The organism is Brevibacterium pigmentatum, assembly GCF_011617465.1.
Classification (GTDB): domain Bacteria; phylum Actinomycetota; class Actinomycetes; order Actinomycetales; family Brevibacteriaceae; genus Brevibacterium; species Brevibacterium pigmentatum.
On sequence record NZ_CP050153.1, the window covers coordinates 520,573 to 543,191 of the forward strand.

Genomic DNA, 22,619 nt, shown 5'->3' on the forward strand with positions numbered 1-22,619 from the left:
GTCCTTTGAGTCTGTGACCTCGCCGTATAACCCAGCTATGTAATTGACATCACGTTTCGACGGGAGAAAACTGGCGGCGGAAACTCAGCCGTCACTACCTAGGGAGGCCCTGGTGCCCTCACGCAATTCCCTGTCAGCGGGCTCGCATACGAGCGTGACTGTCGTCCATGACAAAGGACTCAAACGCGATATCGGCAAGACCGGCCTGCTCTTCACCGGAGTCGGGTCGATCATCGGCTCCGGTTGGCTTTTCGGCGCCTTCGATGCCGCGAGCATGGCCGGACCGGCCGCGATCCTGTCGTGGGCCCTGGGCGCGGTCCTCATCATCTTCGTGGCACTCAACTATTCCGAACTCGGTGTCATGTTTCCCGTCGCCGGCGGTGTCGTGCGCTACCCGCACTATGCCTTCGGTTCGTTCGCCAGCTACACCAGCGGGTGGATCACGTGGCTGTCGGCGGCGGGAACCGTGGGCATCGAGGTGCTCGCGGCCGTCCAGTACGCCTCGAGCTATATGCCGTGGCTGATGGAGTCGAAAGAGGGGGTGCTCGTCCTCACGGTGCCGGGCATCTTCGTGAGCATCGCAATGGTCGCGGTCTTCTGCGTCATCAACATGTTCGGCGTGAAGTTCTTCGCTCAGTTCAACAACGTGCTCGTGTGGTGGAAGCTGATCGTCATCGTCCTCGTGTTCATCGGACTGGCGCTGCTGGCGTTCAACCCCGGTCACTTCCACATGCCCGAGTTCGGCGGTTTCGCCCCCAACGGCATCGCCCCGATCTTCGCGGCCCTGCCCGCGGCGGGCATCGTGTTCTCCTACCTCGGATTCCGTCAGGGAGTGGAGTTCGCCGGTGAGACGAAGAACCCGCAGAGGAACGTACCCTTCGCCGTCATCGGTTCGATCGTGCTCACCGGCATCATCTACATCCTCCTGCAGGTCGCCTTCATCGGCGCCATCCCCACCGAACTGCTCAAGGACGGTTGGGGCGGACTATCGTTCTCGAACTCGGCGGGACCGTGGGCCGAGATCGCGATCATGCTCGGTGCGATGTGGCTGGCGATTATCCTTTACATCGATGCTGTCGTCTCCCCGGCCGACACCGGTCTGATCTTCACCGCGCTGACCCCGCGTCTGTCGTATTCGCAGGCCCGTGTGGGCAATGCGCCGAGTGCCATGACGAAACTGAGCAAGAAGGGCATCCCGTGGTTCGGTCTGCTCATCACGTTCATCGTCGCGTGCTTCCTGTTCTTCCCGTTCCCGTCGTGGGCGAAGATGGTCGGCTTCATCACCTCCGGCACCGTCATCTCCTTCGGCTCCGGTCCGATCGCGGTCGCGGCACTGCGTCGTCAGCTGCCCGACCAGGAGCGTCCATTCCGCCTGCCCGGTGGAGACGTGCTCCCGTTCCTCGGGTTCCTCGCCGCGAACCTCATCGTGTTCTGGACGGGGTGGGACACGAACTGGAAGCTGTTCCTGGCGATGGCGCTCGGCTACGTGGTCCTCGGCCTGCACTATGCGTTCAGCGACCGCAGCAAGATCCCGCCGCTGCAGTTCAAGTCCGGCTGGTGGATGATCCTGTGGCTCGGCGGTCTGGCCGTGCTCAGCCTGCTGAGCAACTACGGTGAGGGCGCCATGGGCGTGCTCACGTTCGGCTGGGGCGAGCTGGTGTGCACCATCTTCACCGTCATCGTCTTCTACGTCGGCATCAAAACCCGCCTGAGCTCGGCGGAGGTCGTCGCCAACGTCGAGAACACCAAGGAGACCGCGGCCGAACACATCGACGGGGAGTGACCGTCGTCCGAGCCACACGGGCCGCAGCGTCGGATCTCACTGACGCTGCGGCCAATGTCCCCTGGTTTCCCCGTGACGGCCCCGACACGTTTCGTGCCTGCGAACCCGGTCCGATACCGAGATTTCGGACAGCGGAGCATTGGTGGTGTTCTCTGCGCTGCCAAAGGTAGTGAAGCGCGTGGTGACGCGAAATCTGTCTGAGTCTTCTGGGGTGATTGACGGTGCTCGGCCGGGAGACCAAGATGAAATCAATTCGCCGCTCGGTGGCTTTTGCCAGTTGAGACCGGATTGGCTCTAATTCGGGGCATGATTCGAGGAGGTCGATGATGGGAAAGATAAAGAAGCAGTTCCGGACACCGTGGAGCATCCTGACGATCGGAACACGTGGGAAGACAAGGAAAAGACGGAAGCCGGGGAAGCTGTCACTGACCAGGCGGAGGACGAGCAGTTCGAAGAGTGTTCCACGACGGGGTCGTTTGACGAACTGGCTCCCGCGATAGTCCGCAGCTGTTCTGCAGGGGGTTCAATCGTGTCATCATCCGCTTTACGATGAATTATGGAACTGACACATCTGAAAATCTCCACTACCGGACTGACTCTCGGCATCGGCGGCGTCGCAGCGGCTCTTGCCGGGCGCAGAGCCGTCAGCAATCTCAAGACCATCAAGGGCCATCCTTGGAAGCACCGCGTGTTGGACCTGGGCTCCGCGTTCCTCCAGCGAAAATATCCGCTGGAGGCGATGAGCACTTACCTCGACGGCCTGCACATCTATGCCGACGACACCGGACGCCAAGTCCATGCCGCTCACTTCTGCATCCACTTGGAACACGACCTGCACCAGTGCGTCATCTTCGATCGAAACGCCTATGACGCCCGCCTGATCGGCATCGAGTACATCATCAGCGAAGACCGGTTCCGCTCCCTGCCCGAAGAGGAGAAGAAGCTCTGGCACAGCCATCATTATGAGATCAAGTCCGGAATCCTCACCGCGCCTGGCGTTCCGGAGATCGCCGAACACGCCTACTTCGAGGACCTGGTGAAGACCTACGGCAAGACGTTCCACACCTGGCAGTACGACGTTCACGACTTCCCCTACGGTGCGCCCCAGCTGATGATGGGCTTCACCGAGGATGGGCAAGTCCGCGAAGAGCTGGTCCGAGAGCGCGACCGCGAAGTCGGGGTCTCGACGCAGCGCAACCGCGAACGCCGCGAAGACATCCCGATGCCGGAGGTGGCCCCGGTCGCGAACTCGTGGGAGACCGGGACCACGGTACAGCCGACCCTGCAGGAAACACCCGTCAAACGGTAGAAAGCCAAACGGCAGAACCACCGAAAACATGTGAGTCATTCGGAGCCAGCCCAACCTGTTACAGTGATTACGATGTAAACACTTTGGTCGTGGAAGCCTGGAACCAACGCGCCGGGACTCGAACGCCGTCTATGTTCCATTGCGAAGAGGTCCATCAGGCATCGTCGTTTAAGCCGCCAATGATTGGTGAACGCTGATCCGGGTCGAGCGGAGGCACAGAGTTTTGCGAATCTGTCTGATAGCGTCCAGCCGTTTTCCCATCAACCAGCCCTTCGCGGGTGGTTTGGAGTCCTTTACGCACGCTGTAGTGAAGGAACTTGTCTCTCGCGGGCACTCGGTCACGCTGTTCGCCGCTCCCGGCAGCGATCCTGACCTCGATGTCGAGATGATCGTTCCCGAGGTCTTGCGTCTCTCCGAAGCGGCCCGGCTCGACGTGTCGGCGATGCCTACGGAATGGATGAGGCAGCATCACGCCTACTTGGACCTGATGCTCGGGCTGGCCGGGCAGACAGAGTTCGATGTCATCCATAACAATTCACTTCACCATCTGCCATTGGCCCTCTCGCCATTGGTGCGCACCCCGATCGTGACGACCCTGCACACGCCGCCCACGCCTTGGTTGGAATCGGCCGTGGTCTTCCGCGCGCCGACGACTTTCTTCGCTGCCGTGTCGAGCGCGACAGCCCGGGCTTGGTCGCACGCAGTGGAGAGTACTGTGATCTCGAATGGAGTCGATACGAATCTGTGGGATGCGGGTCCTGGTGGGCCGGCCTGCGTCTGGACTGGGCGCATGGTCCCGGAGAAGGCTCCCCATGTGGCAATCGACGCCGCCCGCGCTGCGGGATTCCAGATCGCTTTGGCAGGTCCGGTCATGGACGAGAAGTACTTCGCTGCTGAAGTGGCCCCGCGGCTGGGAGACGATGCCCGTTACTGCGGGCATTTGGATCAGCAGCGGCTGCGCAGCCTGGTGGGATCGTCGGCCGTGGCTGTCGTGAGCTCTCAATGGGAGGAGCCTTACGGTTTGGTGGCAGCAGAAGCCTTGGCCTGTGGGACACCTGTGGCGGCTTTTCCGAGGGGCGGGCTGGTTGAGGTCGTTCGTGGCGATGTCGGAGCCTTGGCGGACCAGCTCACCGTCGAGGCCTTGGCCCGAGCGATCTGCAGTGCTGCCGGACGGAGCCGTATGGCGGCCCGTAAGTATGCGGTCGAACACCATTCTCTGGACAGCACCGTCAGCGGATACGAAGCATTGTATCGTCATGCAGTCCGTGCTGCGGCAGGAAGCTTCGCGGAATGAACGTCGATCAGGGCCCCGTCCATCCGGTGATCGGTTGGTACATCCACCATCAAGGTTCGGGACACTTGCACCGCTCCATGTCGATGGCGCGTGCGCTGGCTCGTGCCGGATGGCACGTCACCGGACTCTCCTCCTTGTCTCGGCCCGCGCAGTGGCCGGGTGAATGGGTGAGATTGGAACGTGACGACAGCAGCTCTGAATTCTGCGAAGCGCCTACGTCGGCAGAAACGGCAGCCGAGGCCTCAGACGGATGCCGGCTGGATCGAGATGACGTCACGGCCGGTGGCAGCCTCCATTACGTCCCGGTTGGGCACTCCGGATTGAGACGGCGCTCGGCTCAGATCTCTGGATGGATCGATTCCGCTAAGCCCCGGCTGATGGTCGTGGATGTCTCGGTGGAAGTCGCGATTCTCGCTCGATTGCACGGGATACCTGTGCTGACGGCTGTTTTGCCGGGAAGCCGCGGCGATTACGCTCATCAGCTCGGCTTTCGCCTCAGTTCAGCGATTCTCGGATTCTGGCCGGAGTCTGCGGCAGGGATCGTCTCCGGGATCCCAGAAGACAGCGAGCACAAGTTCCATGCCCTCGGCGGATTGTCCCGATTCCCCACACTCGAGGTGTCGTCAGACGCGCGTGGGGATAAGCGGGGGCCAGCGGATGATGCCTTTTCCATCGTTGTGCTCAATGGTGCAGGTGGAGGTGCACTGAGTGATGACCTCCCACATGTGCTCACGCAAGAATTCCCTACAGCTGAAGTCACGGTCCTGGGCGGCTCGAACGGCATGTGGGTGGAGGACCCGTGGCCGATCGTGCGTGACGCCGCGGTCGTAGTCACAGCGGCAGGTCAGAACTCGATTGCGGAAGTCGCCGCCAGCCGTACCCCGGCAGTTGTCATCGCCCACCCCCGTCCCTATGACGAGCAGAACTGGATGCTCGAAGTCCTCGTCCGCGGTCCGTGGCCGGTCATTGCAGGTCCAGACGACAGCAACGCCGCGGACTGGGCTCAGGCGATCGCCGAGGCGCTGAGACTCGATGGGAGCCGTTGGTCTACCTGGTGCGACGGCAAGACTCTCGAACGCTTCAGCAACCTCGTGCTCAGATACGCCGCCGACGTCTGTAAGGGAGAACGATGAGCATTTCTGTGACCGGCCCCCCGGGCACCTTTGTCATCACTACAGTCCATGGTCGCCATGATCACCTGCGTCGACAGCGGGAATGCCTGGCCTTCAGCACCGTGCAACCGACAGACCATATCGTCGTTGCGATGAACGATGAAGACGTCAGGGGACGTGCCGGGTCCCCCACCGTTCCTGTGTCGATCGTTTCGATCCACAGGCCCGGACCTGGCCTACCTCTTGCCGCGGCTCGAAACCTCGGTGTGGCTCATACCGCTGGACACCCGGACGATCTTCTGATTTTTCTCGATGTGGATTGTCTTCCGACGCCCGATCTGATCGCGGCCTATCAGAGTGCCGCACTGGCCCACCCAGAGGACCTGCTCTGTGGACCCGTCAGCTATCTGCCTGATGTCGAACTCGATCCGATCTCGCCGGACTGTGTCGAACGTCTGGCACTTCTGAGCGAACCGCACCCCGCTCGGCCCGCCCCCGCTTCCGGGGAGATGATCACCGCGGGTGATCACGACCTGTTCTGGTCACTGTCGTTCGCCGTCCGCCGCGGGGTGTGGGACCAGATCGGAGGCTTCGACGAGAACTTCGAAGGCTATGGAGGGGAGGACACCGACTTTGCGTGGCAGGCCCGCAGCACCGGGACAGGGCTGACCTGGGTGGGCAGCGCTTCCGCTTTCCACCAGTACCATCCGGTGTCCTCACCCCCGGTGGAGCATCTTGACGACATCCTGAGCAATGGTCGACTGTTCGCGAAGAAGTGGGGCCAGTGGCCGATGCAAGGGTGGCTGGATCGCTTCGAGACGCTCGGCCTCGTGCGGCGGGGATCAGCGGGATACGAGCAGGTGCCCCTTACAGTGGCATCAGTCCCAGGATCGCACGTCTACGTCCGGCACCTTTCCTCTCCGGACGAGGACGCGCCTGCGATCATCCGTCTGCCCGACCCTCCGCCGACCCGCGCTGACGCCCCTACGGGTGCGCCGTGGTGGCCGCCGGCCATGCTCGATCCCGATTGGATCCGCAACTGCGAGGCGGATGTGTTCCACATCCACTTCGGCTTCGACGCCCACTCCCCGGCTCAGCTGCACGCCGTCATCGACGCGCTGGAGGCACGCGAGATCCCACTCGTATACACGGTCCACGACCTGCAGAACCCTCACCACGAGGACGCGGCGCTGCATTCTTCCCAGCTCGACGTGCTGATTCCCCGAGCAACTGAGGTCATCACGTTGACCCGAAAGGCGGCAGAGGAGATACGGCAGCGATGGAACATCGACGCGCATGTTATTGCACACCCACATGTGGCTGAGTTGGAGACGATCTCTGAACTCGGAAGCTCCTCCTTGCCGCGTCAGGAAGAGTTCCGTCTCGGAATCCACCTCAAGAGTTTGCGGGCGAATATGGTGGGAATACCACTTCTGCAGGCCGCTGCTGCCGCTGTCGCGAAGATTCCCGGCGGCATTTTGCAGGTCAATCTTCATCACGACGTGTTCGATGAAGACGGCCCACGTCACGACCCGGAACTCGTTCGCTACCTGCTCACCAGCGATGTCGAGCTGCACGTGCACGACTATTTCTCCGACCGTGAGCTCTTCGAATACCTCGCCGGACTTGACGTTTCCCTGCTTCCATACCGTTTCGGGACTCATTCGGGTTGGATGGAGGCCTGCCACGATTTCGGCACACGGGTCATTGCTCCGAACGTCGGCTGTTATGTCAGTCAAGGTGCTGATGCGAGCTATTCCTGGACCCGTGAAAACGGGGTGTGGACCCCGGATGCAGACTCGTTGCACTCTGCAGTGCTGAGCGTATCTTCTGGTCAGAGAGAGCAGGTCGAAGAACTCGTCAACCGCCGCCGAAGCGAACGGAAGGAGATCGCCGCGGCGCACGCAGCGATCTACCGCAGCGCCCTGGCGAAAACGCGGTCCTGACGGCGAGAGCGGAGCACTGGCTGCACCCGGTGCCCGCATGGGCCGAGTTCGGCAGGTGGGAGAGCCGACCGAGGCTCCGGACGAAGCCGTGACGAAGCGCAATCACCGGGGCGCTTCAGGCGCCGGCGGCCCGGATCGAGCAGCTGTGCGGCTGTTGTCGATCACCTCGCCAATCGAGCAAAAGCGAGGTGGGCGAGCGCTGCGGCGAAGTCTCCGAGCCATTTGTCATCGAATTTCACGCGTGGCGAATGGTTGTCCTCGGGCTCTGGGTCGACACCGTCGGGAGTCGTGGCGAGGTAGACGTACGCGCCGGGCACCTCATTGATGACGAAGGAGAAGTCCTCCGAACCCATCTCCGGATTCGGCATCTCCTCGTAGCGATCCGTGCCATAGACCGAAGTGAGCTGCTGCGCGGTCCAGGCGGCTTCCTCGGTGTCGTTGGTAGTGACAGGGAATCCGGGCTCGAAGGTGATCTCGGCACGACACCCATGGGCTGAGGCGATGCCGTCGGCGATCCTGGTGACCTCGGTCCGCAGCTGCTCGACCCGCTCCGGAGACAGGTAGCGGATGCAGGCTCCCAGGCTCGCGGTGTCGGGGATGACATTGTTGGCATCCGATCCACGCAGCTGTGTGACGGGCATGACGACTGGGTCGAAGACATCGAATCGACGTGACGTCATGGTGTTGAGAGCCACCGCCAGTTCGGTGAGGGGGGCTACCGGGTCGCGGGCGAACTGGGGCTGGGAGCTGTGTCCGCCTGCGCCGCGCATGGTGATCTCCAAACTGATGAATCCGGCCATGAGCGGGCCCGGGCGGGTGGTGAAGACCCCGCCCGTGCCGGGCTTGACGTGAATGGCATAGGCGGCGACGCGACGCTCTCCGGCCGCTTCGAGCATGCCTTCGTCAATCATGTTCTTCGCTCCGCCATCGCCTTCTTCGTTGGGCTGGAACATGAAGATCACAGAACCGGGCAGCTCATCGCGATGGGCTGCGAGGAGCCGGGCGGCACCGATGAGGCCACTGGTGTGCAGGTCGTGGCCGCAGGCATGCATGGCCCCGTTCGTCGACGCGAAGGGGTAATCGGTTTCCTCGTTGACCGGCAGGGCATCCATGTCGCCGCGCAGCAGCACCGTCGGCCCTAGCTTCCCTCCGCGCAGCACGGCCACGACCGAGCTCTGCGCCACGCCCTTGGTGATCTCCAGGTCGAGGCCGTCGATGGCGTCGAGGACGGCCTGCTGGGTCCGCGGAAGGTCGGTGCCCACCTCGGGATTGGCGTGGAGATCTCTGCGGATGGTCTGCAGTTCGGAGAGGATCTCGGCGGCGTCGGCAGGGAAGTCGGGAATCATCGGGCATACTCGCTTTCTTCGTGTGTTTGGCATCGTAGGTCGTCGAAGTTCAGGAGACGAAGGGTTTTCGGGTTCCTCCTGCTGCAGTGAGCATCCGCTGTTCGTTCAGGCTGTCCAGATGAACACATGAACGATGAAGACGTAGACCGCGCCCAGAACGTAGAAGATGATCATCAGCGGCCAGAGGAAGCGGACCCATTTGAACCAGGAGACACCGGCAATAGCAAGACCGGCCATCATCGCGCCGCTCGTCGGGGTGAAACCGTTGGAGATGCCGTCACCGAACTGATAGGCCAGCACCGCGGTCTGTCGACTCACATCGACGAGGTCGGCCAGCGGAGCCATGATCGGCATGGTCAGTGCGGCTTGGCCGCTGCCCGAGGTGACGATGTAGTTGATGGCGGGCGCTCTGTGCGCCCACCATGCCGACTGCCGCCCAGTTGCTCGAGAGCTGCCCGACCGCCGTGGACAGCCCATAGATGATCGTGTCGATGACGTGGGCATCTTCGAGCAGAATGATTCCGCTGTAGGCCAGGCCCACCGACAACGCAGCAACGAGCAGATCCTGGCAGCCGTTGGTGAAAGAATCGGCGATGTCGTTGTAGTTCATCTTCGCGATGGTGGCGACGACCAGTACCATGATGACGAACAGCGCCGACATCTCCGTGATGAACCAGTCAAAGGCGACGATCCCGATCGGGACGGCGACGATTGTGGCGACGAACACCCAGAGGACGGCGACGTCCCGCTTCCTCAGCGGATCGTCCGTCGAGGTGGACGAGCCATAAGCTTCGTCGTCGGGCCCGATGCCGATGAGGCTCCGACTGGGGTCCTTGAGGATCTTGGCTCCATACCGCATGAAGTAGATGGCTGCGGCGAGGTAGAGGATGACGAAGAGTCCGATGCGGACGGCCATCCCGGAGAAGATCGGCACACCTGCGATCTGTTGGGCGATTCCGATATTGAAAGGGTTGGTGAAGGAGCCGGCCCATCCGACCGCGGTTCCGACCAGAGGAAGGGCTGCGATGAGGATGCGGTCGAACCCGAGTTTCAACAGGATCGGCAGGATGATGAGGAGGTAGGGAATGGCCTCTTCGCTCATGCCGAACGTCGCTCCCGACAGGGAGAAGAAACCCAGCAGAATCGGGACGATCCAGAGTTCCTTGCCGGCGCACTTGGTGAGGACCCCCTGCAGCAGTCGATCGATTGCGCCGGTCGCGTTGAGTACACCGAGCGCTCCTCCGATGATGAGGAGGAAGAAGATGATGTCGGCGCCCTCGGTCATCCCCGACAGAATCGACGTGAACAGATCGAAGGGATTCGCCGGAGCTGAGTCCACTGCATGGTATGTGCCGCTGATGACCAGGTCTCGGCCCGAATCATCGACTCGGGTGTCGTACTGCCCTGAGGGGATGAAGTAGGTCGCGATTCCCAGAACAACGATGATTCCCAAGAGGATGACGAAGGTGTGTGGAACCCTTTTCGCAGCGGGTGTCTTCGCTGGCTTCGCTGGCTTCGCAGCGGGTTCGGCTTTCGAATTCACTTTGCGCCTAAGTCTCCTTCGGCGTCTGGATCGTAACGTCACAACTACATCGTCCGGGAGCGAATCACTGTGTGTACGTCTCTGCCGCGTTGGCCCAGACATCCCCGATGCTGTGGCGAGTGTGCGCCTCGTCACAATGCTGGCAGGCCAGCTGTCCATTCGCTACAGGACTGCGAAGATAGTGTCCGAAGTATCGGACACCCTCCTCATGCAGGCTTACGGGGGCCCTCCCCAAACCGAGCAAAGTACGCCAACGCCTCGAACGAATCCACAGCATCCGGATTCGCGACCTTGGCCAGATCGTGCCCCTGGATCAGCCTCTTCACCGGTACTTCGAGCTTCTTTCCAGTCTTGGTGTGCGGAATGGCCGGGACCGCGATGATGTCATCGGGCACATGCCTAGGCGAGGCCTTGGACCGCAGCTCCTCAGCAATTCGTGACCGCAACCCGGAATCCAACGAAACCCCCGACGCCAGAACGACGAACAGCGGCATCCAGTACCCGCCGTCGGGCTGCTCGGCACCGATGACCAAGGATTCGGCCACCTCGGGGATGCCGTCGACGATGTCGTAGATATCGGCGCTGCCGAGGCGCACTCTCTGCCGGTTGAGGGTGACCGATCAGTTCCACGGATCGTCATACGTAGCCAGGCTTTGGCTGGTGCGCTTGTTGGCGAAGTCGATGAAGTCAGCAATCTGCGGTCGCGGGGTCTAGTCGGGGTCGGGAAGCCAGATCGGTTCAGTGGTCAATTCTTCTCCTCAGCACGGCTGAGGGCGGTCCTCAACGAGGTGCCGGCAGGGGAGACGAAGAACATTCCTTCTGAAGTCAGGACAGCAGCCTCGACGCTCGGTTGAGGTGACGCCTTCGATCCAACCGCAGTTCAGCAAACCGCTGATAAGCTGCCCCGAAGTGATTCCGCAAAGCTTGGCAGAAGTTGAATGCGAACTGCTAGGAGCTATTGAGCAATATGTGTACTTTATGGCAAGATGTGCTTTGGATAGAAGCGTCTCGAGATGAGAAACACTTCGTCGCCGCCATAGACGGGGCCCTCAAAGACGGGGGCAGTGTCGATGGACGACTACCCCCTCGATCGGAACGCTTGAACTGCAGTGCAAAGGTCGTATATGTCATTCCCCTCATCCCTTGCTAGGAAGTTCCGCACCCCGTTCTCAGGGCACATGCTGGGTTCACTCAACCGTCTCGGTAGTCGGACACGTGCACTCATCGCGAGCGTTCTGACTCTTCTGCTCATCGCTGTGGTTCTCCCGGTCAACTCGGAACCCGCGCAGGCAGCTCCCGCTGAGGCTTCCCCGCAGGCCCTGCAGTGTGGGCCCATCTATACGATGCAGGGTTTGACGAATACGTCGCAGAATCTGTGGCAAATCGACCCCGCTTCGGGTGGACAGACGAGTCGCGGGACCTTCGGGGTTCCCAGCAATTTCGAGCAGATCAATGCGATGGGGATGAGTGCGGACGGCAGCTCGCTCTACGGCATCTACACACAGAGCGACAATCGAGAGATCTTCCGTTATGACACGAACACGAACTCCTCACAGAGATTGACCCGCGGCCCCGCAAACTCTCCTATCACCCACGGCGCCGTGGACCCCAGCAGCGGCATCTACTACTACGGAGGGTTCTCGAGCTCCACTTCGAGCGTCCTCAACGTCTACGGGTTCAACCCCTCGACAGGCCAGTCTCTTGGACTGGTCGCCCAAGGTACAGTGCCCGCCGATGGTGCAAACGGCGACTTCGCCTTCTCCAGCGCTGGTGAGCTCTACTACATCGGGGCAAATGGGAACTCCTCGTCGACACTCGGGGTCGTCAACCAGGAGCTGCCGACGACCGCCCAGAGCAAGCCGAAAGTCATCGGAGGTACGAAGCTTACGAGCATCGCGTCGAAGCAACCGATCAACGGCATCGCCTTCGGCGGTGACGGGCTGCTCTATATGAGCAGCGGAACCACGCTCTACAGTGCCGACCCGACCAGCGGCAAGGTCCTGGGTACGAACTCCTTCGGGCAGACCGGCACCACCGATATGGCCTCGTGCGCGACTCCCAGCACGCTCCAGGTGCAGAAAGACTTCAGCAACGGCCGTTTCGCCCCCGAGGATCAGGCGACGCTGGATATCTCCGGCAACGGACTCGAGCCCGGTGCTCCCGGTAACACCGGCGTGACACAGGGCAATTCGAGCGGAGTCCAGAATCAGCAGCCCTCAGAGTACGCCGGTTCGATCATCGGACGACCTGGGCAGACCTTCCAGTTCTCCGAATCCGGGGCCGGCGCCAGCCAGAAGAACTACAAATCGACCTACAAGTGTGTGAACCAGCGCAACAAGCAGGAGCTGACAGGCGGCAACGGCACGAAGGGCAGCGTCACGATTCCCCGCGCCGGAGCCGACATCGTCTGCACTTTCGCCAACGAAGCTCAGCGACCCGGTCTGTCCTTGCAGAAGAACGCCCAGCTCAACGATTCGAACGGCAACGGCGTGGCTGACGCCGGCGATACGATCGACTACACCTTTACGGTGACCAACACCGGGCAGACGATCCTGGACAATGTCGCAATCGACGATGGATTCGATTTTGATGGCAAGGGAATCAGCCCGAGCTCGGTCGATGGACTGAAACCGGAGGATTCCCGAAAGTTCACCGCCAATTACACGGTGACGCAGAAAGACGTCGACCGCGGCAAAGACATCACGAACACCGCCACCGCACGGGGCGAATCACCGACGGGGCAGACTACCACCTCAGCAGAATCGAAGACCAACACACCGGTCGCCACCCGGGCCCCCGGGCTCTCGCTTCAGAAGACCAGTGAACTCGACGATGCCAACGGCAACAATGTCGCCGATGTCGGGGAGACGATCCGTTACTCGTTCACAGTGCAGAACACCGGCAACACCACGCTCACCGATGTGGCCATCAACGATCCGCTTCTCGACAGCACTGACCCTGAGAAATCGTCAAGCCTGGCTCCGGGAGCGGAAACGACCTTCTCCGGCAGCCACAAAGTCACCCAAGGCGACATTGACGCCAACGGGACCAACGGTGACGGAGTGATCCGCAACACCGCGACTGCCAGCGGTCTTACACCCGGTCAGGATGATCCCGTCAAATCCGATCCGTCCTCGACAAACACTCCGTTGCCTGCTCAGAACAGCAGCATCGCGCTCAAGAAGACGAGCGAGCTGGACGATTCGAACAGCAACAATGTCGCCGATGTCGACGAAACGATCGCCTACAGATTCACAGTCACGAACACCGGCAACACCACTCTGAAAGATGTCGACATCGCCGACGACTTCGATTTCGACGGGGCTGGGATCGACCCGGCCTCGATCGACAGCCTCGCCCCCGGCAACGACGCAAGCTTCACCGCGAAGTACACAGTCGGACAGTCCGATGTCGACGCAGGCGGGGTCATCGACAACACAGCCACCGCATCGGCGACCAGCCCCGGAGGAGATGCAATCGAGTCGGGCCAGTCCAGCACCGAGACGCCGGTCGCGGAACCGACCTCAGCGATGTCACTGAAGAAGGACGGAAAGCTTAGCCGAGACAGCAATGACAACGGTCTGGCCGATGTCGGGGACACTTTCGAATACACGTTCACGGTCACCAACCACGGAAACACGACCCTGGCAGACATCACGATCGACGACGACAGGATCGACTCCACCGATCCTTCACAGATCAGCTCTCTAGCGCCCGGTAAGTCTGCTGAGTTCACGGCGAAGTACACCGTGACGCAGGCCGACATCGATACCGGAGGGGACATCGTCAACACGGCGACAGCCTCGGGGCGCGCACCGAATGGCAACGATGTTCGAACCGGTGAGTCGACGGACAACTTCCCGACAGCGGGACGGGAGAACTCGGTCTCGCTGCAGAAGGACGGAGTCCTCGACGACACCAACGACAACGGCACCGCCGACGCAGGTGAGACGATCGACTACACCTTCACGGTGAAGAACAACGGCAACACCACGCTGACCGATGTCACCGTCAACGATGACACGATAGATGCCAACACCCTGAGTCCGAAGTCGGCAGCGTCGCTTGCACCAGGAGAGGAAGCGACATTCACTGGCAGCCGACAGGTCACGCAGGCAGACGTCAATGCCGGCGAAGACATCGTCAACACGGCGACTGCTACAGCTGCTGCGCTGGGCACGAACACTCCGATCACGTCGACCGAAGCAGTCGACAAGGTGCCGACCACAGCGCAGACCAACGGTTTGGCCCTGCAGAAGACGAGCGCTCTCGACGACGACAAGAGTGCCGCTGAAGTCGGCGACGTCATCAACTTCACGTTCACCGTGACCAACACCGGGAACACCACCGTCGAGGATGTGAGCGTCGCCGATGAGTTCGATTTCGACTCCGGAATCGACCCCGGCTCGATCGAGAGTCTGGCGCCAGGCGAGCAGAAGACCCTCAACGCCGACTACACGGTGACCCAGTCGGACATCGACGCCGGTAAGGACATCAGTAACACTGCGTCGGCGAACGGCACCGCACCGAACGGTGCACCCGTCGAATCCAACGAATCCACCGCGAATACGCCGGTGAAGCCGCGAGCCAATGGTGTGGCGATCAGCAAGACTGCCGAACTCGAAGACACCAACGACAACGGCGTCGCAGATCAGGGCGAAACCATCGCGTACACATTCGTGGTCACCAACACCGGAAATACCACACTCACCGACGTCACCATCGACGATGATCTGATCGACGCTGACACACTCAAACCCAAGACAGCAGATTCGCTGGCACCAGGAGAACAAGCGACTTTCACCGCATCGTTCAAGGTGACTCAGAAGGCCATCGATAACGTACGCGACGATGGTGATCAGGGAATCGTCAACATCGCCGCCGCAGAAGCTGCGTCGCCCGGTGGGGACTCGATCACGAGCGCCGAGGATACGGCGAACGTGCCCCTGGCTCCGCAGGCCTCGGGGCTGCATCTGAAGAAGAGCGGCGAACTGCAGGGAGACGGAACAGCGGCGACGGTCGGTGACACCATCGACTACACCTTTGTCGTCACCAACACCGGAAACACCACACTGACCCACCTCGGCATTGATGACGATCGACTCGACGAAGTTGAGCTCAGCGATCCCGACTCTCTACCGAATGGTCTCGCCCCGGGCGAATCGGCGACGTTCAGCGGCAGCTACACAGTGACGCAGGCCGACATCGACGCCACCGAGTCGACCGACCTCATCAACACCGCCACCGCCCGCGGAACGACGCCCGGGGACAATGAGATCGCATCCGGTCCCTCCTCGGCGAACGTGCCCAAGGCACCTCGTTCCCCGCAATTGAAGCTGGAGAAGACCGGTGAGATACAGGGAGCGGACATCGCGGACGTCGGCGACGAGATCAAGTACACGTTCAAGGTGACCAACACCGGCAACACCTCTATCAGCGACGTGAGCATCGAAGATGCGAATGTCGATAAGGTCGAACCCGCCAACGTCGGCACAGTGGCACCAGGGGACTCGGCCACCTTCACTGCCACCTACACAGTGACGCAGGCCGACGTCGACGCAGGAGGCGTCGAGAACACGGCGACGGCGAAGGGGTCAACCCCTGATGACTCCGCAGTCGAAGCAGTGGACACCGACAGTCAGCCAGTTGTAGGGCCCGTACCTGCGATGACATTGGAGAAATCGGACGAGCTGCAGGACGAGAACGACAATAACGCCGCCGATGCCGGTGAAACGATCCAGTACACGTTCACGGTTGAGAACACAGGCAACGTGACGTTGCGCCGCGTCACCATCGACGATGTCAAGGTCGACGACGGCACATTGAGGCCGAAGTCAGTCAGCAAACTCGCTCCAGGCGATAAGGCGACCTTCACCGCCAGCTATACGGTCACTCAGGCAGATGTCGACGACGGCGGTCCGATCGTCAACACTGCGACGGCTCAGACACGGTCCGAAGGCGATCAGACTCCTGTCCGCTCCAACGAGGACAGCACGAAGACGCCTGTGGCAGAACATGATTCTGCCTTGTCTCTCAAGAAGTCCAATGAGCTGAAAGATGAGAACGACAACGGTGCCGCCGACGTCGGTGAGACCATCGAATACTCGTTCAAGGTGACGAATTCAGGAAACACCACTCTGAGCGACGTGACCGTCAATGATGAGCACATCGACGATGGGTCGCTGAGCCCGAAGTCCGTCGCCTCCCTGGCGCCGGACGAATCGGCGACCTTCACCGCCACTCACACGGTTACACAGGCCGACGTGGATGGTGGCAAGGCAGTGAGGAACACCGCCACCGCCGAAGGTACGGCTCCGGGCGACGACGACAAGGTTCGCTCCGCCGAAGCCAGCACTGAGACACCTGTCGCCGACACCGATGCTGCGTTGTCGATCGAAAAGACTGCGGATAAGGACACGCTTGTCGCCGGTGACTCCATTGAGTACTCGTTCAAAATCACGAACACGGGCAATGTGACTCTGTCCGATGTGGGCGTCGACGAGGGCGAATTCTCGGGTACGGGCGAACTTTCGCCAGTGAACTGCTCCGACGACTCAGCGAAGCTGGCCCCCGGCGATTCGGTGACCTGTACTGCCGCCTATGAGGTGACGCAGGCCGACGTTAATCGCGGTTCGCTCGACAACTCCGCAGCAGCGACGGGCAAGGCACCGAACGGTGACGATGTGGCCTCTGAGCCTTCGGACTGGAGCATCACGGGTGAGTCGGTTCCGGGTCTCTCGGTCGAGAAGACCGCCGACACGAACACGTTCGAGGACGGCGAATCGATCACGTACTCCTTCAAGGTGACGAACACAGGCAATGTGACTCTGTCGGATGTGGGCATCGACGAAGCCGAGTTCACCGGCTCCGGCGACCTGTCCGAGATCAGCTGTGCAAAGGAGGCAGCGTCATTGGCGCCGGGAGACTCGGTGAAGTGTACAGCTGCTTACAAGGCCACTCAGGCCGACGTCGACCGTGGTTCGATCGAGAACTCCGCGACGGCGAAGGCCACGACACCGAACGGTGATGATGTGGACTCTGACCCCTCCGAGGTGAGAATTCCAGCAGCCGAGGCCGGCCCGGCAGTGTCGATCGAAAAGACGGCGGATAAGGACTTTTACAAAGCTGGTGATTCGATCGAGTACTCGTTCAAAGTCACCAATAACGGGAATGTGTCCTTGTCCGATGTGGGCGTTGATGAAAGTGAGTTCACGGGTTCGGGCGAACTGTCCGACGTCAGTTGCCCCGACGATGCCGCAAAGCTGGCTCCCGGTGAGTCGATGACTTGCACGGCCACCTACGACGTGGTCCAGTCGGACGTGGACCGTGGTTCGCTCGAGAACTCGGCGACGGCCACAGGCCAGGCACCGAACGGTGACGACGTCGTCTCGGACCCGTCTGAGGTGAACCTATCTGCCTCGGATGAGGATTCGGACAGCTCTTCCGACGCGGATGTCAAGGGTGATTCCGACAGCTCGTCGGACGCGGACGCCAAGGATGATTCGGATAGTGCGACGGGTGCAGGTGCCGGAGATGATTCAGACAGTTCGTCGGAGTCGGATTCGTCTGCGGACAGTGACGGCGGCAAGGGGTCGGTTGCCAGTGCGGATGCGGAGGCGTCTGATAAGGCTGATGCTGGTCCCTCGGCTGACGCCGGTGGCTCTGACGACGCAACGAGTGGAAGTTCCTCGACAGAAGCGGACACTTCGTCGGAAGCGGCTTCGTCGACCGACGCGGATTCGTCCGGCAGCAGCGACGGCGGAGGAGACCTCCCCAGAACCGGTGCAGCGGGAATCTTCGGAATCAGCGCGATTGCTCTGCTCTTGTTGGCGATCGGAATGGTGATCGTGCCGTCGGTACGACGGAGAAAGTCGAGCTGATCTGGGGAGTCACGGCTCAGAGACAGAGTGCCTGCGCCTGTTGCGGCCGATTTCTCGGCCCGAAAGCACGGCTCTTGACTACAGCGGGTCGGCTCGTTTCGACTGCCGCGAGTCGCGCCTCAATGGACCTGCACTGTGGGCACTGGGCCTGTTGTCACCATGGACATGGGCACTGGCGATCATCGGCCTTGGCCGCTCAGCCAGCGACCTTTCACTGCGCCCCGTCGGCCCCCCCCCAAACCGAGCAAAGTACGCCAACGCCTCGAACGAATCCACAGCATCCGGATTCGCGACCTTGGCCAGATCGTGCCCCTGGAGCAGCCTCTTCACCGGCACCTCGAGCTTCTTGCCCGTTTTCGTGTGCGGGATCGCAGGCACCGCAATGACGTCATCGGGCACGTGCCGCGGTGACGCTTTGGACCGCAGCTCTCCAGCGATCCGCGACCGCAACCCAGAATCCAACGAAACCCCCTCAGCCAACACGACGAACAGCGGCATCCAGTACCCGCCGTCGGGCTGTTCAGCTCCGATGACGAGGGATTCGGCTACCTCGGGGATGCCGTCGACGACGTCGTAGATGTCGGCGCTGCCCAAGCGCACGCCCTGCCGGTTGAGGGTGGCGTCCGAGCGGCCGGAGATGATGACGCTGCCGTGGTCGGTGATGGTGATCCAGTCGCCGTGGCGCCAGACTCCGGGGAACATCGAGAAGTATGTGTCGCGGTAGCGCTCACCGTCCGGGTCGTTCCAGAACTTCACCGGCATCGACGGCATCGGTGCGGTGATGACCATCTCCCCGACCTCGTCGATCAACGGCCGACCGTTATCGTCCCAGGACTCCAACGCCACACCGAGGACCGGCCGTGAGAGTTCCCCGGCCCAGACTGGGCAGTTGGGTGCGGATCCGGCGAAGCCGCTGACGACGTCCGTGCCGCCGCTCGTCGAGGCCAGCTGCACGCGTTCGACGACGGCATCGCGCACCCAGGGGAAGCAGTGGGCGGGCACGGGGGCGCCGGTGGCGCCGATCGTGCGCAGTGCGGAGAGGTCGAAGTCCGTGCCGGGTTCAAGCCCGGCCTTCATCCCGGCCAGGAAGATCCCAGGACTGACCCCGAGCACATTCGCCTTCGTGTCCGCGGCGATCTCCCACAGCCGGCCCGGCCCCGGATAGAGGGGACTGCCGTCGAAGCACACCGTGGTCGCACCGCCCACCAGCGCCGAGGCGACGAGGTTCCACATCATCCAGTTCGTATTCGTGTACCAGAAGAACCGGTCGCCCGGCCGGATGTCGAGGTGGAGACCCAGTAGGCGCAGGTGATCGATGACGACCCCGCCGTGGCTGTGTACGATCCCCTTGGGTATCCCCGTCGTGCCCGAGGAGTACAACACCCACAGCGGGGTATCGAAATCGACGCGCGCAAACTCGGGTTCGGTATCTCCGGAAGCGATATCGTCCCAGGCGGTGAGGTTCATGACCCGACCGTGTTCGTCGAGGAATTCCTCGTCGAGGTTGCCCACCCCGACCACGGCGCGCAGGCTCGGCATCCGGTGGGCCAAATCCGCGACTTGGTCGCGGCGGTCGAAGGCCTGACCGTTCCACAGGTAGCCGTCGGCGGCGAAGAGCACTTTCGGTTCGAGCTGGCCGAGTTTCGTCGCCGCACCTTCGGCGGCGTAGTCCTGGGCGCAGGCGGACCAGATGGCGCCGACCGAGGCGGTGGCGAGGAAGGCGATGAGGGTGTGGTGGGTGTTCGGCAGGTAGCCGACGACGCGGTCGGCTTCGCCGACTCCTTGCTCGCGCAGCCAGGCGGCAACGGATCCGACTTGGCAGCGCAGCTCGCACCAAGTGGTTTCGGTGCGCTCGCCGGATTCTTTGATGGTGATGATGGCCGGTTCGTCGGCGAGATTGTCATTGAGGCCGGCCCGCAGGGCGTGTTCGGCGTAGTTGAGGCGGGTGCCGGGAAACCAGGTGGCACCTGGCATGGATCGGTCGGTGAGCACTTCGGTATAAGGCTCGTCGCCGATGACGTCGAAGAAGTCCCAGACCGCACCCCAGAATCCGTCGAGGTCGTCCACCGACCATTTCCACAGATCGTCATATGTAGCCAGGCTTAGGCCGGTGCGTTGGTTGGCGAAGTCGGTGAAGTCGGCGATCTGCGGTCGCGGGGTCTGGTCGGGGTCGGGAAGCCAGATCGGTTCAGTGGTCAATTCTTCTCCTCAGTACATCGGTGTACAGCAGTGGACGAGGTCTTCACTAGCCCGAATGAGGAGAACTCGTTCTGCAGTGGAGACTCTCAGCCCACCTTACGCCGCCACTACTGCAGCCCGGATCTGCCGCCCGAAATGCGACTGCGCCGCTGGGGACCCTCAGCGGCGCAAGGCAGGGCGGTTGAGTCACAAAACATTTGAATCTTGGTTGGTGTGGTCCCTAGCGCCCCCTTGGTTTTAGCAAGTTTACGGCGGCAATTTTCGGCCGGTTACCGTATATCGTGTCCTCTTGGTGATTGAATACCTACTGGTCCTGCAACAATTTCCGCTAAGTCCTTCATTGCTCGTTTTTGGCGGAATTTCGCAGCCTCTTCAGGATCAAACAGATCTGGAACCATGAACTCGATGACGACGATAACAGAAATTGAATCCCTTGAAACTCCGCTGGCATTATCCATGCGCTCTGCAGCAATAGACCTCGAGAACATAGTCATCCTTTTCGCTACTTCGCGGGGTATTTCGTAGGAGGCTTCCTGAATTCCTATCCACTCTTCGCGATCTACAGGCAGATCGACTGCGACACCGACCCCATTGTCGGATGCCCAGGAGCGACCGATGAGGCCTTGCTCTTTAGGGAAGGCCTTGCGTCCTAGAGCCCGATACGGTTCTGCTTCTGCGCAGCGGCAAATAAGTTCGAAACTGTCAGCCTCAGAGTTTCTGAGTCCACCTTTCGCCGCCACTACTGTAGCCCGGATCTGCCGCCCGAAACGCGACTGCGCCGCTGAGAAATCTCAGCGGCGCAGTCGAAATATGGCTCTTCGCAGTTAGGGGTGTAATCGGGGTCTGAATCCTCCGGCCTCGAGCAGGCTCCGGGCGATGTAGTGGGTCAGGTTCCGGAACCCCAGCGCTGAACCACGCAAGTGTTCCAACCGGCCGTTCAATGCCTCCGTCGGACCGTTCGACGTCCCCGGCCGATCGAAATAGGCCAACACATCCACGGCCCGCTTCTTCAACGTCCGCCCCAGCCGGCGCAGCTCAACAAGACCAGAAGGCACCCCGGACGAGATCGATTCGATGATCGACTGCAACGACTTCTTCCCCGCGGTTCGGTCCAGGTTGCGGTAGGCGGTGATGATGTCCTGGAACACGCTCCAGGTCACCTCGACATCAGCATGTTTGTCATCCGCGAAGAGCGCGACGATCCGTTGCTGCTGCCGCTCGGTGAGTAACTGACACCCGGTGTGCAGAGTCCGCCGGGCCTGATACAACGGGTCGCCCTTCTTCCCGCGGTGTCCGGTCGTTTCCTGCTGAACACGCCTGCGGAGCTCGTCCAGACTGTCACCGGCGGGCTTGACGACGTGGAACGGGTCCATCACTTCCACCGCGGCCGGCAGCTCTTCGACAGCAGCGGTCTTGAACCCGGTGAACCCATCCATCGCCACAACCTCGATACCGTCGCAGAAGTCCTTCGACTGCCTGGCCAGCCAGGATTTGAACACCGCCTTCGACCGTCCCTCGACCACGTCCAGCAATCTCGCCGGGCCTGTCTTATCGCGGATCGGGGCGAGGTCGATGATCACGGTGACGTACTTGTCGCCACCTCGGGTGTGCCGCCATACATGCTCATCGACGCCGATGACGCACACGTTGGCGAACCGGGAAGGATCGTCGATGAAGACCCGTTGCCCTTCGGCAAGGATCGCGTCGTTAGCGGTGTGCCAGGAAACGGCGAGCTTAGCCGCGATGACGGAGATCGTAGCGTGATCGACAACGAGTGCTTTCAACGCCCAGGCGAGCCCGGTTCGGGAGATCTTCGCCCTGGCTGGGGCGGCTTGATCGGTGTCATGGCGCCACACGCGCCCACAGATTTCGCATTTGTAGCGTCGAAGTCGGATGAGCAGGGTGGTGGGGCGGTGCCCGAAGGGTTCGTGAGCCAACTTCCGGGTCACGGTGTCCCGCGGCCTGCCGTATCCGCCGCATCGGTGGCACCAGTTATCGTCGGTCGTTGGGGTGCATAGGAGAACTGTTTCTGAATCGGTGACGTGTTGGCCCGTGCAGTGCAGGCCGAGTGTGTCGAGGTGGCAGAACGTGGTGAGGTCAGGGGTGGAGAACGTAAAGTGGGGCACGTCGAGGTCTTTCGGGTGGTTTGTGTAGGAACTTCCATCTTCGAAAGGCCTCGACCTATTCCTGTGTAGCGACGCGCACCG

Annotated in this window: 13 protein-coding genes and 1 pseudogene; 7 read left to right on the plus strand and 7 right to left on the minus strand. The window is 61.5% G+C overall.

Annotated elements, in window-relative coordinates; all coding sequences use genetic code 11:
- Positions 1–112 precede the first annotated feature (112 nt).
- The 6 genes and pseudogenes from GUY30_RS02250 (at position 113) to GUY30_RS02270 (ending at position 7,444) form a co-directional block, all read left to right on the plus strand.
- On the plus strand, positions 113–1,783 hold the full coding sequence (locus tag GUY30_RS02250; protein ID WP_208091468.1) for an APC family permease: 1,671 nt from the start codon (positions 113–115) through the stop codon (positions 1,781–1,783).
- A gap of 556 nt (positions 1,784–2,339) precedes the next feature.
- Positions 2,340–3,092 carry an OBAP family protein gene (locus GUY30_RS02255; protein ID WP_167193753.1) on the plus strand — a complete coding sequence of 251 codons (753 nt, stop codon included), beginning with the start codon at positions 2,340–2,342 and terminating at the stop codon, positions 3,090–3,092.
- A 283-nt stretch (positions 3,093–3,375) separates the two neighbouring features.
- A complete protein-coding gene (locus GUY30_RS02260) occupies positions 3,376–4,386 on the plus strand; it encodes a glycosyltransferase (RefSeq protein WP_228281624.1) in 1,011 nt (336 codons plus the stop codon).
- Between the two features lie 725 nt (positions 4,387–5,111).
- The gene (locus GUY30_RS02265) at positions 5,112–5,519 is read left to right on the plus strand and encodes a glycosyltransferase family protein (RefSeq protein WP_167193757.1); all 408 of its coding nucleotides are present in this window, start codon (positions 5,112–5,114) and stop codon (positions 5,517–5,519) included.
- Between the two features lie 488 nt (positions 5,520–6,007).
- Positions 6,008–6,163 (plus strand): annotated as a pseudogene (locus GUY30_RS18145) (glycosyltransferase family 2 protein); the annotation flags it as partial.
- 60 nt (positions 6,164–6,223) lie between these two features.
- Positions 6,224–7,444, plus strand: coding sequence for a glycosyltransferase (locus GUY30_RS02270; protein ID WP_228281626.1), 1,221 nt, complete (start codon positions 6,224–6,226; stop codon positions 7,442–7,444).
- 161 nt (positions 7,445–7,605) lie between these two features.
- Here the strand turns inward: GUY30_RS02270 and GUY30_RS02275 are convergent, their stop codons facing one another.
- From GUY30_RS02275 to GUY30_RS02290, 4 genes are all read right to left on the minus strand, one after another.
- Positions 7,606–8,790, minus strand: a complete 1,185-nt coding sequence (locus GUY30_RS02275; RefSeq protein WP_167193759.1) for a M20 metallopeptidase family protein — start codon at positions 8,788–8,790, stop codon at positions 7,606–7,608.
- Between the two features lie 105 nt (positions 8,791–8,895).
- Positions 8,896–9,135: a hypothetical protein gene (locus tag GUY30_RS18020; RefSeq protein WP_167192997.1), complete on the minus strand. Its 240-nt coding sequence runs from the start codon at positions 9,133–9,135 to the stop codon at positions 8,896–8,898.
- A complete protein-coding gene (locus tag GUY30_RS02285) occupies positions 9,068–10,333 on the minus strand; it encodes a YfcC family protein (RefSeq protein ID WP_167193761.1) in 1,266 nt (421 codons plus the stop codon). Before GUY30_RS02285 ends, GUY30_RS18020 begins: the two co-directional genes overlap by 68 nt.
- Positions 10,334–10,539: 206 nt before the next feature.
- Positions 10,540–10,929, minus strand: a complete 390-nt coding sequence (locus tag GUY30_RS02290; protein WP_228281628.1) for an AMP-binding enzyme — start codon at positions 10,927–10,929, stop codon at positions 10,540–10,542.
- A 756-nt stretch (positions 10,930–11,685) separates the two neighbouring features.
- Here GUY30_RS02290 and GUY30_RS02295 point away from each other — a divergent pair.
- A complete protein-coding gene (locus tag GUY30_RS02295) occupies positions 11,686–18,213 on the plus strand; it encodes a CLIPPER-2 domain-containing protein (protein WP_167193763.1) in 6,528 nt (2,175 codons plus the stop codon).
- A gap of 78 nt (positions 18,214–18,291) precedes the next feature.
- Here the strand turns inward: GUY30_RS02295 and GUY30_RS02300 are convergent, their stop codons facing one another.
- The 3 genes from GUY30_RS02300 to GUY30_RS02310 form a co-directional block, all read right to left on the minus strand.
- On the minus strand, positions 18,292–20,412 hold the full coding sequence (locus GUY30_RS02300; protein ID WP_167193765.1) for an acetoacetate--CoA ligase: 2,121 nt from the start codon (positions 20,410–20,412) through the stop codon (positions 18,292–18,294).
- A 269-nt stretch (positions 20,413–20,681) separates the two neighbouring features.
- Entirely contained in the window at positions 20,682–21,152 is a 471-nt protein-coding gene (locus GUY30_RS02305) for a hypothetical protein (protein ID WP_167193767.1), read from the minus strand.
- Between the two features lie 84 nt (positions 21,153–21,236).
- The gene (locus tag GUY30_RS02310) at positions 21,237–22,538 is read right to left on the minus strand and encodes an ISL3 family transposase (RefSeq protein WP_167200637.1); all 1,302 of its coding nucleotides are present in this window, start codon (positions 22,536–22,538) and stop codon (positions 21,237–21,239) included.
- Positions 22,539–22,619: the final 81 nt, after the last annotated feature.

Excerpts from the sequence above, each read along its gene's own strand:
- GUY30_RS02255 (WP_167193753.1), top strand. The coding sequence starts at position 2,340 with ATGGAACTGACACATCTGAAAATCTCCACTACCGGACTGACTCTCGGC.
- GUY30_RS02275 (WP_167193759.1), bottom strand. The coding sequence starts at position 8,790 with ATGATTCCCGACTTCCCTGCCGACGCCGCCGAGATCCTCTCCGAACTG.
- GUY30_RS18020 (WP_167192997.1), bottom strand. The coding sequence starts at position 9,135 with ATGGCTCCGCTGGCCGACCTCGTCGATGTGAGTCGACAGACCGCGGTG.